Genomic DNA, 13,444 nt, shown 5'->3' on the forward strand with positions numbered 1-13,444 from the left:
GGCGAGCAGGTGGCGCACGGAGCGGGCGCCGAGGTGTGCGGCCAGGCGGAAGTAGAACTGCCGTGCTGGCCGCTGCCTCAGTTTCCCGCGAGCTCCTTGACGTCCTCGTCGCTCATCTTCGACAGCCGCATGGCTACGTCGCACACCCGCTGCAGGGCCTTCGCCGACTTCTCCCCGAGCCGCTTGACCTCGGCAACGGACCGGAACATCTGCTTGCCGTCGGCGTCCACGATGGTCGCCGCGGCGAGGCGGGCGCGGAAGCCTTCCAGGCCCTCGGCGCGGACGGACGCGCCGTCCTTGCCGACGAAGTGGGACTCGAACTTGTCGCGTTCGGTGCCGGGCATCTCCCGCACGCGCACCGTGCCGCCCCACTCGGGTACCTCGACGTCCTCGTAGCCGAGGTCGTCGGTGCCCAGGATCTGCTCTGCGGACAGGTAGGTCGTCATCAGGCGGTCGTCTCTTCCTCGTTGTGCAGATAGTTGACGACGTCCACCCGGTCGGCGAACAGCGCCAGGTGGACGGTGGGCCTCTCGTCCGGGTCGACGGGCACGGTGACCGAATCCCGGGAGATGGAGAACGGAAGCGGCTCACCGTCGATGAGCACGCGGCAGGTTGCGCCGTGGCGGATGACCTCGATGCGCTGAGGACGGTGGTCCATCAGGTGCCCGGGGTCAGGACGGGCTTGCCGGACACCTTGAAAGTGGCGGTCGCGGCGAGCTTGTCGTCGTGCGGGGCCTCGGGCTCGAAGTTCGTGATCAGCGCCTTGAAGGCCCACTCTCCGAGCGTGCCGGGCCATACGACCTTGTAGTTGCGCGGGTTGGCGTCGCTGAAGTCGGAGACGAGCGAGTCGTGTTCGCGCGGGTCGTAGTTGAGCTCGATCTCGACCTCGCCGCCGTCCTTGAGGCCGCCGATGAACTCCCGCCAGGCGTCCTCGCTGTCGTGCGCCGTGACGTCGTAGGTCTCCCGCTCCAGACCGGGCGGGGTGATGTCGGTGACGTTCGCGATCGCCGTGAACGTCTCCACTCCGGCCCCGTCGCCGCGCTGCAGCTGGGTACCGAAAGCGTCCAGACCAGCCATGGCCTGTTCTCCTTTACGCCTTGGTCAGCCACACGCGATAGCTGACGTTGATGTGCCTGATGTCGGGGTCGGGGTCGCGGAGCTCGGTGTGCTGCTGGTGCGCGATCGACACGTCGGTGAAGCCGGCCACCGTGAGCGGCTGCCGGTCCAGGGCGGCGTCGAGGGCGGCCAGGATGGTCGCGGCCTCTTTGAAGCCGCGATACTTCGACCACACGTGCAGCACCACGGCGGCCTCCAGGCCGCGCTGGTTGTGGGCGTCATCGACGGTCTCGGTGACCGAGCCGAGCGTTACGTAGGGATGCGACGCGGCCTCGGGGACCTCGTCGTACACGCCGCTGACGAGGGCCATCAGCGGGGCGTTGCCGGTGAGCTTGGCGTACACGGCCTGCTGCAGCGGCCACAGAGCGGCCGTCACGGGTCACTCACCTCCGCCCACATGCCGGCGGAACGCGGCCCGGTAGGTGCGGGTGACCTGCCGTCGGTGCTCGTCGAACGCGGGCACGAGGTAGGGCTGGTCGGCCATGGAGCTGGTGCCCTTCTCGACGTACAGGGCGTACTCCAGCTCGTCGGCCTCCCACACGCCGACCTCCGCGCGCCCGTACTGCTCGCTGACACGCTGGTCGATGGCCTGGAACAGGTTGCCCTTGTCGCGTGGAGACCGGTCCTTGGCGGTGGACTCGACGCTGTCGGCCCACTCGTGGAGCGTCTCCGAGCGGGCCTCGTTCATGGCCTCGGGCACCCGCTCGATGGCGCGCAGTGCCCGCTGCAGGCCGTCCAGCCTGATGCGACCGGCCATGGGTCAGGGCAGCTGCAGGACGGCGACGGTGACCGAGGTGACCGCGCTGTAGGTGATAGCCGCCCGCCCGGTCGCAGGGTCGCGGAATGCGGCCTTGAGCGGGATGAAAGCGCTCCCGGCAGCGGGGATGACCTGCGCGGCGTCGGCGACGGCCAGGTCCCCGACGGTGCCCGAGGTGGCGACGGTGACGGTCTTGGCGCTGGCATCGCCGTTGCGGACGTGCAGCACCAGCTTCTCCCCGACCGGCGCCTGGTCGCCGCCCCCGGCGGCGCTGGCGTAGGTGGGCTGCAGCCCCGACAGGGGCGTCCTCTGTGCGGACAGGATGGCCATGGGTTCCTCAGCTTTCTGTGGGCTGGCGGAGCGTGCAGTCCGCCCGCAGGTAGGTGCCGGGCTCGGACGGCTCGAACGTGGCGATGACCTCCAGCACCCGCCCGGCTGGCCGCAGTTCGTCGCCGCGGCGCACGTCGGTGCCGGGGTGGAAGTACCAGGTCTCGTCCAGCTGGGCGCCGGCCTGGTCGGCGGCCTGCCGCTCGCGAGCGGACGGTTGGGACCGCCGGGCGCGGGCGGTGCCGGTCTGGGACCAGGTGGATTCCTGGCCGCCACCGCCGTCGTCGACCGTGCTCAATCGCCAGATGGGGACGGATGTGTTGAGCAGGCGTCCGACGCGGCTCACCGGGTCTTCACCACCGCGACGCCGCCGCCGAACCGTGCACGGAGCTGGTCGCGCAGGTACTCGGGCAGTTCCATCTCGGTGATGCGGCCGCCGTCGCCGTACTGCACGGAGTAGTCGCCGATCCGCTCCGAGCGGACATCCTTCGCGGCCAGGCCCTCCCCGTCGGGCTGCGAGCGGGAGGCGATCAGCGCCGCAGCGGCGATCCGGCACACCAGGTCGACGATGTCGGAGGGGACGGTGGGCAGGCCGTGCGTGTAGGTCACGTCGACCTCGGAAGGCTCGAAGGGATGCGACCAGCCGCCCGCCCGCCACAAACGGCTGGAACGGAGTTTCCAGTCGCTGGTGTCCAGGGTGTCGCCGTCGAGGATCACCGTGGCCACGGACTGCACGGGCGGGCCGGGCAGAGACAGCCACTGCGACACCTCGCCCTCAAGGCTGACGGTGGACGTGACCTGGCTGATGGGGACACCGGCCGCAGTGCGGACGGCGGCAGAGGCGACGTCGAGGTAGACGTTCACCTTGGCGGTCTCAGCCGCCTCGACGGTGACGCCGCGGGCCGTCAGGTCGGCCACCGTCGCCAGAGCGGTCAGTGCCACGGTGGCCTCCCGTCACTCGTCGGACTTGGGCTTGGCCGCCGTCTTCTTCGCGGCCGGCCTGCGTGGCGCCTGCTTGGGCTGCGGCCCATCGACCGGCGTCCACTCGCCGGAGTCGATGCGGGCCTGGATGGTCCGCTCGTCGAATGCAGCCCCGACCGTCACGACGAACTCCGCCCCCGCGGGGCCACGGAAGCGGAGCGTGTCACCGGCCTTCATCAGGCGACGATGACGTCGACGGCCGCGAGACCAGTCGGGCGGACGACCTTGGAGCCGTACAGGTGCAGGCCCTTCACGATGTCCGCGAAGCCCTTCTCCTTACGGGTCGCCTCGGTCTTGTTGATCTGCTCGGCGTAGGTGACCGCACCGGAGTAGCCCGCGATGACGAGCTTGCCCGCGCCCGCGCCCGGACCGTTCGGCGCGTTGTTGGACTTGTGGATCGTGAACCCGGCGGCCTGGCCCACGACACCGTTCGTGCGGACCTGAGCGGCCTGCGCGTCGCCCGCCGCGATGAACCGGGAGTCCTTCAGCAGCAGCCCGTAGAAGGCGGGGGTGACGACCACCCAGCGGCCCTCGTCGGGCACGTTGTCGTTGTCGAGGATGACGCCCAGGTCGACGAGCTGGTCGTAGGCGCCCGCGGCGGTGTTGATGGTCTTCTCGGCGACCAGGTTGCCCGCGTCGACGCCCGCGGCCATCAGGCCGGCCACGTACTGGTCGGCGACGTCGCGCAGCTTGTACGCGGCCTTGCGGGCCTGCTCGGTGAGGACGGCGCCGCCGTTCATGGCCTGCCGCTTCTCGATGTCGTCGACCTCGAACGCGAAGTACTTCGACTGGTCGATGACGAGCGTGGAGTCGGTGTCGTCGACGTCCTCGATGGTGATGTCGACGTGCGGGGTGTAGGTGCCGACCGTCGGGTCGGCGAGGCCCACGATGTGGACGGTGTCGCCGTACTGGGCGATGTCGCCCTCGTACTCCCGGTTCACGACGCCCGGCGCTGCGTAGATCAGGGACTTCTCCAGGGTGACCAGAAGGTCGGCGTTCCAGACTTCCGGCTTGAAGGCGCTGATGGCCATGTCGTGTCTCTCCTGTCAGGGGTTACTGGGAGCGGAGGTAGTCATCGAGGCGGCCGTCGTTCCGGGCCTGGACGATCTCCGCGTGCTTGCCAGCTGCGGACAGACGCTTGACGTCCGCCTCGGTGAGCTGGGCTGGCCGGCCAGTCCCCTTGCGGGCGCCGGAGTCTGCGGTCCCTTCGAACCGCGGCTTGGGGGTGCCGCTTTGCGCGGCCAGGTAGGGCTTGGACTGGATCAGGTCGGCGATCGCGTCGCCGATCTCGTCGGCGTCGACGTTGCCGTCGTCGTCGACCTCGAACTGCGCCAGGTCCAGGAAGCGGTAGGCGTCGGCGGGGTCGGCGAGCTTGCCCGCGGCCGCGGCCTTCACCTCGGCGCGGATGATGCGGGCGTTGGCCTTGGACAGGGCGGCCTGCTCGGCCTGGCGCACGATGGCCTCGGGGTCGGGCTGGTCGCCGTCGGCGGGCTTGTCCTTCGCGGCCAGCTTCGCCTCGAGCTCGCGCCGCTTGTCGCGCTCGGACTTCCATTTGTCCTTCATGGAGTCCAGCGCGCGCTTTCCGGCGTCGCCGAGCTGGTCGGCTCCCTCCGGGTCGTCGTCGGGCTGGCCGTCGACGACCTCGCCGATGCCGTCGGCAGGCTCCAGGGCGTCGACGGGCTCTGCCGGGTTCGGGTCGGCGGGCACGTCGGAGACAGGTGTGGGCGTGCTCATGGATCTCTCCCGTTGCGGGTTGAGGGCCGGGCGTTGCGCCCGGTCAGACGATGTAGCCGTTGCGCTTGAGCAGGCGGATGGCGTGCTCGCGGTCGCCGTCGGCGAGGCGGTAGATCTCCTGCGGCATCAGCCGCACGGCCGTTGCCCGGTTGCGGGCCTTGGTGTCCGTACCGAAGCGGACGCCGGCGGCCTTCTCGAACTTCGCTCGCCGCGAGCCGTACAGGCCGCGTCGGGTGGTGCCCTCGGTGGTGGTATGCACGGTGCGCCGGTAGCGGGTCGCGGTGGTCATGCCGCGGCGGGCGTTGACCACCTGCGCGATGTCCGAGCCCTCACCGATGGCCTGCACGGCGGCCTCACCGAACGCGCGCCGCTGCTGGGCGGGGGTCATCTGCTCGAACAGCGACTCCGGGGAGGCCAGTTGCCAGGTGTCCCCGGGCCGGCGCGGGGCCAGCGTGCAGTCGCAGCGCGGGTGCCGCAGGAAGCCCTCTGACAGCGTGTACTCGCGTCCGGCGAGGATGATGCACCGGGCGCACGCGGGCAGTTCGACCACGCGCACGTAGGACACCACGCGCGGGCGGGCGATCATCCCGGCCATGTCGGCGATCCGGCCCGCGTCCGCGACGAGGGAGCGGGTGACCATCTCCAGGAAGTACGCGCCGGACAGGATCGACATGGCGGTGGTGAAGCCGCGGCCCAGCCGGTTCAGGGCGATGATCAGCGGATACAGCAGCGGAATGCCGAGGTCTCCGGCCGCTTCCACCGCCGTCTCGGGATTGACAACACCCTGACCCTGGCCGATCTCCTGGACCAGCCACGGTTCGGCTGTCGACGCGGCCGCCATCTGTCCGCCCCGGATCAGTTCAGCGACCAGCGCCGCCCGCGCCAGCCACGACGCCTCCAGCCGGTCGGGGTCGACGGTGCTCCACACCTGGCGGACAGCGGCCGCCGTGGTCGCCGCCGTCGCCGCTCGCTGCTGCTGGTGGTCCTGCGCGGTGGGCGGCGTGCTCACGCCGTCTCCTCGGCCAGCAGGTCGCCCTCGAGGGCCACCGCGTCTTCGGCGGGTGCGGGCCGCTGCGCCATCATCGCGGCGGCCGCGCCGAGCGGGTCGAGCTGGTTCTCCCGCTCGATCATGGCGAGCAGGTCGACGACCTCGGCCGGGGTCAGCCCGTAGCGCAGGGCCAGGAACTCGAAGGGGAAACCGATCTGCTTCAGCTTCAGCAGCGCGTCCGCCAGCTGCGCTTGGGAGCGGGACTCCGCATCCGCCCACAGCATGTAGCCCGAGCGTAGGTCCCTGCTCTTGCTGTCCTCGCCGCGCGCCAGCGCGATCAGGGCGAACACCTCACGGATGGCCTGGCCGTACCAGAGCTGCTTTTCCTCCACCCGCTTGACCAGACCGGTCTCGGCAGCGAGCAGCGCATCGGCGCTGAGGTTGGCCATTTTGCCGATCAGGTAGTGCTGGGGGGTGCGGGTCTGGGCGGCGATGTGCCCGACGGCGACCTCGATCACCTTCGTGTAGGCCTCCAGGTTGGCCGCCGTCCATTCGGCGATCTTGGCGTTCTCGCCGGAGAAGAACGCGATCCGGTCCGCGGCCAGCTTCTCCAGGTCGAGCGGCCTCTCCCCGACGACCTCGCCGGCGGCGTTCAGGATCGGGATCATCGGGCGTTCCGCGCCGAGGACCACCCGCTGCGGGAAAGCGGCGTAGTCCGAGGCGGTGAACAGTTGCGCCCACAGCAGGTTCACGGCGTCCTGCATCGGCACAACGCCGGCCACATCAGAGATCGGATCGTCGACCAGCAGGGGCCGGTTGAGCAGCTCCACCACCGGCACGACACCCATCGGGTTGGGCTGCGGGTTCGGCTCGTCGCGCATCTCCCGCGGCCGCCAGCCGTCGAGCTGTCTGTCGACGTCCGCCATGTCCTCGGTCTTCGTCCGGCGATCCACCGGCCGCTCGAACTTCCACACCTCGCCGGGCAGATACAACACGGCCATGTACGTGTCGCCGTCCTGCCAGCGCCGCAGGGCCGCCCGCCGCATGCGCCGGCTGCCAGGCTCGTAGGCGACGATGCAGCTGGAGGCGTCCTCGAACGTCACCACCGGGGTTTCGTCGTCGCCCGGGTCGCCCCACACCAGGGCGAACGCCCTAGCCGAGGTGACCGCGCCAAGGAACCCGAGCTGGCTGTCGGCATCCAAGCCGTTGGCCTGCCACACCCGCATCGACTCGCCGTCGGCCTTGTCCGCGCCATACGGCTTGATGCCGGTCACGGTCAGCCGCTCCACCGGGGAATCGGACACGACCTGCACCCAGTTGTCCGCGAAGTCGCGGTACCGGGCCCCGTGGTACTTACGGAACTCGTCCGAGGCGAACTTCAACGGCTGCTCGCCCCGGTAGTACGCCTTGTAGACGTCGATCGGCGAGCACCGTGCGGACAGTTCCCGCTCCAGCGTCTCGACGAGGGCCTTCGCCTTCTGCAGTTCCTGCTCGTCGGCCATGCCAGGCCCCCTCTCAAGCGCCGTAGTAGTAGTTCTTCTTCGGGGCGGCCAGGCCCGCCGCGATGGCGTCGCCAGCCGCCTCGTGCGCCAGCACGGACGTGACACAGGCGTCGATCTTCTGGGCCTCGGATGCCTTGGTCAGCACGTAGCGCTTCTGCGGCCGTGCGGCTGCACGCGTGTTCTCCACGTGCTCCGTGGTGATTGAGCAGCCGTCGTGCGTGAAGGTGGTGTCCTTCTTCGCCACGTCGGTCTTCAGGCGCTCGCAGGCCGCGTGCATCTGCACCACGCGGCGGGTGTACCAGCGGATCACCTTGCGCTCGCCGTGCTTCTCCGACCAGCCGTCGACCTCGGTCTCCCAGTACGGTGGATCCGCGTACAGCAGCACCACGTTGTAGGTCTTCATGACCTCGTCCATGGCGGCCTGGACCTCCAGGCGCGGTACCTGCCCGCCGTAGTCCGCCGGATTCCACACGGTGGGCAGCTTGTCCGGCCCGTAAGTGGGCGTGAACTGGTAGCCGTCCAGAGTCTCCAGACGGATCGCGGTGTGGTCGTCGATGTCCGAGCCGTCAAAACCGCCCACCACCGTGGTGCGCGGCTTCACCACGCGCGGCTTCGCACGGGCCTCCCACAGAGCGCCGTCCAGCCACGTCGACGTACCCGACACCACGCGGTTGCCGTAGAACCGCTCGGCCTGCGCGGGGTCGTGCTCCATCAGCTCGGCGGCCTCAGCCTCGATCGCGTCCAGGTCGACGTGCGCCGAGCCCGCATAGACGATCGTGTGGATCTTCCGGCGCTGCCGCTTGTCCTTGTACGACAGGGACTTCGGGGCCTGCGGGTGGTAGCGGAAGATGTCCCGGCGCTTGGACGCCGCGGTGGTCTGCGCTACCGAACCCTCCGACGGATCCCACGTGTTCGTCGTCTCCATCGACCGGCCGCCCATACCGGCCGCGCCGCGCCGCTGGTTCTCCGCCGCTTTCCGCAACTTGTTCGCCGCGGTGTACAGGCCGGTCTCGTCCTGCATCGCGAAGATGATCGGGTTGCCCAGCCGGGACAGCGCAGACGACGTGACCGTTTCGATCTTGCCGTCATCGCCGACCCGGGTGAACTCCTCGCCCACCTTCATCCGCTCGGACAGCGGACCGCGCTTCACCATCGACTGAAGTGGCCGGTAGATGTTGTCGACCTGCGCCTCAGACGTGGCCATCAGCTGGAGCAGCGGAGTAGGCCACGGTCGGCCCATCGGCTCGCCCGGCTCATACTCGTACCACCAGCCGCACGGGCAGTCGTGATCAGCGCACCGGTAGCGCTCTCCGCCCTTGGCCCAGCCGTTGAAGACGACAGGGCCTGCAGCCTCGGCCAGCGCGATGGTCGCCGACCACGGCCCCTTGCCCGTCTTCTGCGGTGCGACGATTTGCGAGCGGCGGTAGAAGAACGCCGGCGCGAGCTGGCCCATCGTCGCCTCGGGGCGCACGCGGTAGTGGTTGACCGTGCACCACAGCTGCCACGGGTACAGCTCCATGTCCTCGCCCGCATGGAATCCGTCCGGGACGGGGCAGTGCGCTTCGATCCAGTCCGGGACCACCCACAGGGTGGGGAAGTCGACGACGAAGCCAGGGTCAGGCGCCTTCGCCACTGGGCACGACCCTTAGCCGGTCCCGCGCGCTCGGGCGCCGCACGGGTGTGGCCGTGGGCGCGGCCTGCTCTTCCGCCTCGGCGGCCGGGGCGACCTTCCACCGGTTGCGCAGCATGCCCGCGACGCTGAGTCCGAGACTGTCGAGATAGCTGCGGACCATCTTCTTCACGTCGACCCGGCAGTCCGGGCGTTCAGCCTCCGCCAGGGTCCGACAGAACAGAGCGACCTCGAGGGCCTGCTCCAGCTCGTCCCACGCGACGGCCTGCGGCTTGGCCCACAGGTCTTCCCACAGCACCGCCTCACGGTCGGTCTGCTCGGTCAGCGGCCACTCCGGCGCCGGACCGGTGCGGCCCTCCGCCGGCAGCGTCGTCCAGCCGCCAGCCTGCACGGACTTCGCGGACTTCAGCGAGTTGGGGTCCGGCGGCGGACCGGATGCGGCGTGTCCCCCACGGGGCATAGCGATCACTCCTCCGAGCTGCGTTGCGCAGCATCGACGACCGCCACGTTGCGTGACGGCGCACAGTTGATCAAGGACCCTCTGACCCGGCGGACCTCTCAGAGCCCTCCCCGGCGTTCCGGACCCCCTAGACCGAAGGGGTCACCCCCCACCCCTCTGACCTGCGCATTTGATCTCGAAAGGGCCTCTGACCTGGGGTTTTACCTTCAGGTCACTCTGGGCGATCGTTCCAGCCTCCGGGCTGCTCCTTCGCGGTGTGCCTGGAGTGGTGGGCCTTGGTCATGGCTTGCAGATTGGTCCAGTCGTGGCCGCGTGGTCCGAGGGGGCCGAGGCCGTCGCGGTGGTTGACCTCGGTGGCGCGGGGGCGAAGCAATGGAGGCATGGCCTCGCACTCGTCGCACTCGCAGTAGGGGTGGGCTCGGAGGTAGGCGGCTCGGGTGCGGGCCCAGCGGGTGTCGTAGCCCTTGGTAGCTGCGCTGGGGCGCCGGCGTTGCGCCTTGGTCTGGCAGGCGTCGCAGCGTCCGCTGGCGGTGAGGGTGGGGCAGCCAGGCGTAGGGCAGACCTGCAGGGCTCGGCTGGGCATGGGGCTAGGGGCGCCAGCCGCGGAGGTGGCTGAGGGCGATGATGCCCAGGAAGATGCACACGAGGATCTCGAACAGGGTCATGGCTTCTGTCCTCCGGGGAACGGGAGCCCTGCGTGCTGGTAGCCGAGGCGGCCGGCTTCGGTCTTGTCGACGAGCCCGGTGTTGAAGCCGCAGGGGCAGGTGGCCCAGCCGTGGTTGGTGGTCTCCTGGCAGGCCCATCCGTCCTGGGGCGGCAGGGTCTGGATCTGCCGGGCGATGGTGACGGGGTGCGGCGCGGTGTCGAGGGTCAGCATGCGTTCTACCTCCTGGACACGACGAGGCCCCAGCCGGGGGGATTGGCTGGGGCCTCGTCATGCGTCTGTGGTGCCGGTTGAGGGCACAGTTGTACACCCGGATCGTGACACGGCGCTGACCTGCGGTCAAGCCGCGTTGGTGGTGCGCCTGTCGGCGGCGAGGGCGGCGACGTCGGGGACGGCGTACCAGGGCTGTCGGGGGCTGCCGCCGGAGCGGGTGAGCTTGCCGCGCTGGACAAGCTTGCGGACGCCGCCGAGGCCGATGCCGAGCTGCTGGGCGGCCTGGTGGGCGGTGAGGTGCCCGGGCCGAATGTTGAGCGACTCCATGCCCCCATGATGCGGCAGTGAGTGAGGCCGTGGTGGATGCCGAAGAGGCCGCTTCCGGGGGCACTTGCGGGTCCCTGGAAGCGGCCTCACTGCCTCACTTGATCGCCATTTGCGCTGATCAACGCCAGTGAGGCGGGGCAGTGACCTTCGAAGTGGAAAGTCACTGCCCACTGCCGGGTCACTGAGCCTCGGCGAGCTCCTCCGCGCGCCGTTCGAGGGCCCTCTCGACGCTCTCCAACTTGACCACGGGATAGCCGTCGCTGAGTCCCGGCTCTTCCCCGTACTCGGCGAGCAGGGCCTTGAGGCGGGCGCCGTTCCAGTGCTCGTAGATCGCGTGGTTGCGCTTCTTGAGCCGGTGGATGACCTCGGTGGTACGGACGCGCTTCTCGCGGCCGACGACGGTTGCGAGGTCGGCGAGGTGGTCGACGGCCTGGACGACTTCGAGCTTGTGGACGGTGGCGACGTCCTGGCGGCGGGCCTTGGCGCGGTCGGTGAGGACGATGGCGTCCTCGCCGGAGATGAAGTGCGTGCGGACGGTCACGGACGACTCTCCGGCTTCCAGGGGGATGCCCTCGCCTGCGACGACCAGCGTGCCTCGGTCGCGGCCGCGGCGGAGCTTGTGGGGGGCGGCGCCGGCGTCGACGGGGGCCTCGCCGAGCGCCATCTTGGCCTGGGACTCGGTGCCGAGGACGAGGGAGCCGCGGATGTGGTTGCCCTCGCGGGACCGCTTGGGCAGGTTCTCGTCGGTGGGGTCCTGGGTGCCTTCCCAGATGGTGACGTTCACGGCGCGGCCCTGGTCGTGGATCTTCTTGACGGCCTGGAAGTAGCGGCTGGTGGCCTTGCTGCCGCCGTAGGGGCGTCCGTCGGGGCTCTTGGCGCCGCAGCCGTAGGCGACCTGCGCCTCGTCGACGATGAGGACGACGGGGCGGAAGCGGGGGTCGGTGCGGGCCATTTCCCTGGTCACGCCGTCGGTGGCGCCGGACTCTTCGAGCAGGGCGATGCGCTTCTGCATCTCCTCGACGCCCCACTCGACCATGTCGGTGGCCTGGGCGACGTGGTCGTCGGTGGGGCCTTGGATGAGGACGTGGGCGAGGCCGAGGAAGCCACGCCAGTCGCCGACGCCCTTGAGGTCGGCGATGTAGAAGTCGACGGTGGCGTCGAGGGCGAGCCACAGGGCGAGGGCGCGCAGGGCGGCGGTCTTGCCCTGGTTGGAGAGGCCGGTGATGAGGATGTGCCGCTGGAAGACGCTTACGCCGGCGGCGTCGCCGCGCAGGTTTTGCCCCCAGGGGGCGGAGCCGGTGTAGTAGTCGGCGGTCGCGTCCTCTTCGAGCATGAGCGGCGAGGGGCCGATGGGCTCGTCGAGGGCGCCGGAGTCGGCGATCCACAGCCGCACGGTGCGGGGCTGTGGCGGGATGGTGATGAACACTTCGTGCTCGTGCCGGTTGAGGTTCTCGGCGAGCTTGCGCCGCTTGCTCTGGATCTCCTCGGTGGAGACGCCGGAGGGCAGGTGTACGTCGACCTCGACGCCGCATCCGGCGATCTTGATGGGCGACAGCATGGCGGCGCCGATGTCGCCCATGCCGTCGATGGCCTTGCGCAGGGGGGAAATGCCCAGGTCACGGAAGGCGACGACGACGATGGACGGGGTGATGGTGTCGCCGAAGGTTCGGGCGCTGGCGGGCAGGGCCCACTGCGGGGCGGCGTGCTGGTGGCGGCCGACGGCCCACACGGCGGCGAAGCAGATCCACGGGGCGGCGAACAGGAACGGGTCCCAGATGACGCCGCCGAGGAAGGCGAGCAGCTGCACCAGGTCGATGACGGTCTCGATGGGGGTGAGGACGTCTCGGACTTCGCCGCTGCCCCAGGCGAGCAGGATGCCGAGCATGAGCAGGGTGCCGGCGGCGCCGAGGGTGGCGAGGGCGATGGCCTTGGGTGCCTGGATCATCAGCTGGAGCATGTCGAGTCGGCGGCGGTGCCGGGCGGCCCGGTAGGCGGAGGCGCGGGCCTCCCACTCCTTGACCTCTTCGAGCAGGCCGGCGGCTTCGGCGGCGCGGATCATGCGCTCGTAGCGGGAGGAGCTGCGGGAGTCCCAGACGCGGCGGGCGACGACGCGCGTCCCGCCGAGGACGTAGGACGTGTGGCGGACGGCGATGCGTCCTGTGGTGCGGACGCGTTCGTCGGCGAGGGCCGCGGCGGCGATGCGGCGGTAGCGGGCGCGGCGACGTTCGGGACGCGTCGAGGACGCTGCGAGGGTGGCGGCGTCCTGGGCGTCCTGCGGTGCGTCCTCTGGCGGTTTGATCAGGGTGACGGTCATGCTGGGGCTTCCTGCCTCTTGCTGGGGTATGGAGGCCCGGGGACGGCGAGCTGCTTGGCCGTAGGACGCCGTCCCCGGGGCGTTACTGGTAGCGGCGCAGCTCGCGTTCGATGCGGCGGGCGGCGGCCTCGTGGTCCTGCATCTCACGGCGGGCCGTGGCGCGGTCCTTGCCGCTGCTGGTCCGCATGGTGGCCTTGGCGGCCGCGGCTGCGTCGCGGGCCGCGCTGAGCTTCCGCTGCAGGGCCTGCACCTCACGTTCGCCCCGGTCGGCGGCCCGCTCCTCGATGCGGTCCATCTCCGCCTTGAGCCGCGGGTTGATGGTGTCGACCTGGCGGTCGCCGGCCATGGACTGCTTGGCGGCCTTGATGGCGAGCCAGGCGATACGGCGCTTCTCGGCTCCGGTGTACGAGCTGGGCATGGGATCCCCTTCG

General features: G+C 70.2%; 20 protein-coding genes. All 20 read right to left on the reverse strand.

The features are described 5' to 3' along the window. Positions 1-77 precede the first annotated feature (77 nt). The 20 genes from ACFWWR_RS11425 to ACFWWR_RS11520 all read right to left on the reverse strand — a co-directional run bounded on the left by ACFWWR_RS11425 (position 78) and on the right by ACFWWR_RS11520 (position 13,431). Positions 78-446, reverse strand: coding sequence for a hypothetical protein (locus ACFWWR_RS11425; RefSeq protein WP_384302977.1), 369 nt, complete (start codon positions 444-446; stop codon positions 78-80). Beyond that, positions 446-658 carry a hypothetical protein gene (locus ACFWWR_RS11430; protein ID WP_384302979.1) on the reverse strand — a complete coding sequence of 71 codons (213 nt, stop codon included), beginning with the start codon at positions 656-658 and terminating at the stop codon, positions 446-448. Before ACFWWR_RS11430 ends, ACFWWR_RS11425 begins: the two co-directional genes overlap by 1 nt. Next, complete coding sequence (locus ACFWWR_RS11435; RefSeq protein WP_384302981.1) at positions 658-1,077, reverse strand: phage tail tube protein; 420 nt, start codon at positions 1,075-1,077, stop codon at positions 658-660. The genes ACFWWR_RS11430 and ACFWWR_RS11435 overlap by 1 nt, the downstream gene beginning before the upstream one ends. Positions 1,078-1,090: 13 nt before the next feature. Then, entirely contained in the window at positions 1,091-1,492 is a 402-nt protein-coding gene (locus ACFWWR_RS11440; protein WP_384302983.1) for a DUF3168 domain-containing protein, read from the reverse strand. Positions 1,493-1,495: 3 nt separating this feature from the next. After that, positions 1,496-1,873, reverse strand: coding sequence for an HK97-gp10 family putative phage morphogenesis protein (locus ACFWWR_RS11445; protein ID WP_384302985.1), 378 nt, complete (start codon positions 1,871-1,873; stop codon positions 1,496-1,498). A 3-nt stretch (positions 1,874-1,876) separates the two neighbouring features. Beyond that, entirely contained in the window at positions 1,877-2,203 is a 327-nt protein-coding gene (locus ACFWWR_RS11450; RefSeq protein ID WP_384302986.1) for a hypothetical protein, read from the reverse strand. Positions 2,204-2,210: 7 nt separating this feature from the next. Further along, positions 2,211-2,546, reverse strand: coding sequence for a head-tail adaptor protein (locus tag ACFWWR_RS11455; RefSeq protein WP_384302988.1), 336 nt, complete (start codon positions 2,544-2,546; stop codon positions 2,211-2,213). Beyond that, a complete protein-coding gene (locus ACFWWR_RS11460) occupies positions 2,543-3,142 on the reverse strand; it encodes a hypothetical protein (protein WP_384302990.1) in 600 nt (199 codons plus the stop codon). Before ACFWWR_RS11460 ends, ACFWWR_RS11455 begins: the two co-directional genes overlap by 4 nt. 12 nt (positions 3,143-3,154) lie before the next feature. Then, complete coding sequence (locus ACFWWR_RS11465) at positions 3,155-3,358, reverse strand: hypothetical protein (RefSeq protein WP_384302992.1); 204 nt, start codon at positions 3,356-3,358, stop codon at positions 3,155-3,157. After that, positions 3,358-4,212 carry a N4-gp56 family major capsid protein gene (locus ACFWWR_RS11470; RefSeq protein WP_384302994.1) on the reverse strand — a complete coding sequence of 285 codons (855 nt, stop codon included), beginning with the start codon at positions 4,210-4,212 and terminating at the stop codon, positions 3,358-3,360. Before ACFWWR_RS11470 ends, ACFWWR_RS11465 begins: the two co-directional genes overlap by 1 nt. Positions 4,213-4,234: 22 nt before the next feature. Then, a complete protein-coding gene (locus ACFWWR_RS11475; protein WP_384302996.1) occupies positions 4,235-4,915 on the reverse strand; it encodes a hypothetical protein in 681 nt (226 codons plus the stop codon). 43 nt (positions 4,916-4,958) lie between these two features. Continuing rightward, positions 4,959-5,924, reverse strand: coding sequence for a hypothetical protein (locus ACFWWR_RS11480; RefSeq protein ID WP_384302998.1), 966 nt, complete (start codon positions 5,922-5,924; stop codon positions 4,959-4,961). Next, complete coding sequence (locus ACFWWR_RS11485) at positions 5,921-7,405, reverse strand: phage portal protein (RefSeq protein WP_384303000.1); 1,485 nt, start codon at positions 7,403-7,405, stop codon at positions 5,921-5,923. Before ACFWWR_RS11485 ends, ACFWWR_RS11480 begins: the two co-directional genes overlap by 4 nt. Before the next feature lie 13 nt (positions 7,406-7,418). Continuing rightward, positions 7,419-9,038: a hypothetical protein gene (locus tag ACFWWR_RS11490; protein ID WP_384303002.1), complete on the reverse strand. Its 1,620-nt coding sequence runs from the start codon at positions 9,036-9,038 to the stop codon at positions 7,419-7,421. Then, positions 9,022-9,495 (reverse strand): hypothetical protein, encoded by a 474-nt coding sequence (locus ACFWWR_RS11495; protein ID WP_384303004.1) that lies wholly within the window; start codon positions 9,493-9,495, stop codon positions 9,022-9,024. The genes ACFWWR_RS11490 and ACFWWR_RS11495 overlap by 17 nt, the downstream gene beginning before the upstream one ends. Before the next feature lie 211 nt (positions 9,496-9,706). After that, positions 9,707-10,078, reverse strand: coding sequence for an HNH endonuclease signature motif containing protein (locus ACFWWR_RS11500; RefSeq protein ID WP_384303006.1), 372 nt, complete (start codon positions 10,076-10,078; stop codon positions 9,707-9,709). 78 nt (positions 10,079-10,156) lie between these two features. Continuing rightward, a complete protein-coding gene (locus ACFWWR_RS11505; protein WP_384303008.1) occupies positions 10,157-10,372 on the reverse strand; it encodes a hypothetical protein in 216 nt (71 codons plus the stop codon). 126 nt (positions 10,373-10,498) lie between these two features. After that, positions 10,499-10,699 (reverse strand): hypothetical protein, encoded by a 201-nt coding sequence (locus ACFWWR_RS11510; protein ID WP_384303010.1) that lies wholly within the window; start codon positions 10,697-10,699, stop codon positions 10,499-10,501. Between the two features lie 178 nt (positions 10,700-10,877). Beyond that, positions 10,878-13,013 (reverse strand): FtsK/SpoIIIE domain-containing protein, encoded by a 2,136-nt coding sequence (locus ACFWWR_RS11515; RefSeq protein ID WP_384303012.1) that lies wholly within the window; start codon positions 13,011-13,013, stop codon positions 10,878-10,880. An 82-nt stretch (positions 13,014-13,095) separates the two neighbouring features. After that, complete coding sequence (locus ACFWWR_RS11520) at positions 13,096-13,431, reverse strand: hypothetical protein (RefSeq protein WP_384303014.1); 336 nt, start codon at positions 13,429-13,431, stop codon at positions 13,096-13,098. Positions 13,432-13,444 lie beyond the last annotated feature (13 nt).

It is taken from the genome of Streptomyces sp. NPDC058678 (assembly GCF_042714835.1).
Lineage (GTDB): Bacteria > Actinomycetota > Actinomycetes > Streptomycetales > Streptomycetaceae > Streptomyces.

Excerpts from the sequence above, each read along its gene's own strand:
- ACFWWR_RS11450 (WP_384302986.1), bottom strand. The coding sequence starts at position 2,203 with ATGGCCATCCTGTCCGCACAGAGGACGCCCCTGTCGGGGCTGCAGCCC.
- ACFWWR_RS11470 (WP_384302994.1), bottom strand. The coding sequence starts at position 4,212 with ATGGCCATCAGCGCCTTCAAGCCGGAAGTCTGGAACGCCGACCTTCTG.
- ACFWWR_RS11515 (WP_384303012.1), bottom strand. The coding sequence starts at position 13,013 with ATGACCGTCACCCTGATCAAACCGCCAGAGGACGCACCGCAGGACGCC.
- ACFWWR_RS11500 (WP_384303006.1), bottom strand. The coding sequence starts at position 10,078 with ATGCCCAGCCGAGCCCTGCAGGTCTGCCCTACGCCTGGCTGCCCCACC.
- ACFWWR_RS11465 (WP_384302992.1), bottom strand. The coding sequence starts at position 3,358 with ATGAAGGCCGGTGACACGCTCCGCTTCCGTGGCCCCGCGGGGGCGGAG.
- ACFWWR_RS11510 (WP_384303010.1), bottom strand. The coding sequence starts at position 10,699 with ATGGAGTCGCTCAACATTCGGCCCGGGCACCTCACCGCCCACCAGGCC.
- ACFWWR_RS11495 (WP_384303004.1), bottom strand. The coding sequence starts at position 9,495 with ATGCCCCGTGGGGGACACGCCGCATCCGGTCCGCCGCCGGACCCCAAC.
- ACFWWR_RS11425 (WP_384302977.1), bottom strand. The coding sequence starts at position 446 with ATGACGACCTACCTGTCCGCAGAGCAGATCCTGGGCACCGACGACCTC.
- ACFWWR_RS11475 (WP_384302996.1), bottom strand. The coding sequence starts at position 4,915 with ATGAGCACGCCCACACCTGTCTCCGACGTGCCCGCCGACCCGAACCCG.
- ACFWWR_RS11430 (WP_384302979.1), bottom strand. The coding sequence starts at position 658 with ATGGACCACCGTCCTCAGCGCATCGAGGTCATCCGCCACGGCGCAACC.
- ACFWWR_RS11445 (WP_384302985.1), bottom strand. The coding sequence starts at position 1,873 with ATGGCCGGTCGCATCAGGCTGGACGGCCTGCAGCGGGCACTGCGCGCC.
- ACFWWR_RS11505 (WP_384303008.1), bottom strand. The coding sequence starts at position 10,372 with ATGCTGACCCTCGACACCGCGCCGCACCCCGTCACCATCGCCCGGCAG.
- ACFWWR_RS11485 (WP_384303000.1), bottom strand. The coding sequence starts at position 7,405 with ATGGCCGACGAGCAGGAACTGCAGAAGGCGAAGGCCCTCGTCGAGACG.
- ACFWWR_RS11435 (WP_384302981.1), bottom strand. The coding sequence starts at position 1,077 with ATGGCTGGTCTGGACGCTTTCGGTACCCAGCTGCAGCGCGGCGACGGG.
- ACFWWR_RS11520 (WP_384303014.1), bottom strand. The coding sequence starts at position 13,431 with ATGCCCAGCTCGTACACCGGAGCCGAGAAGCGCCGTATCGCCTGGCTC.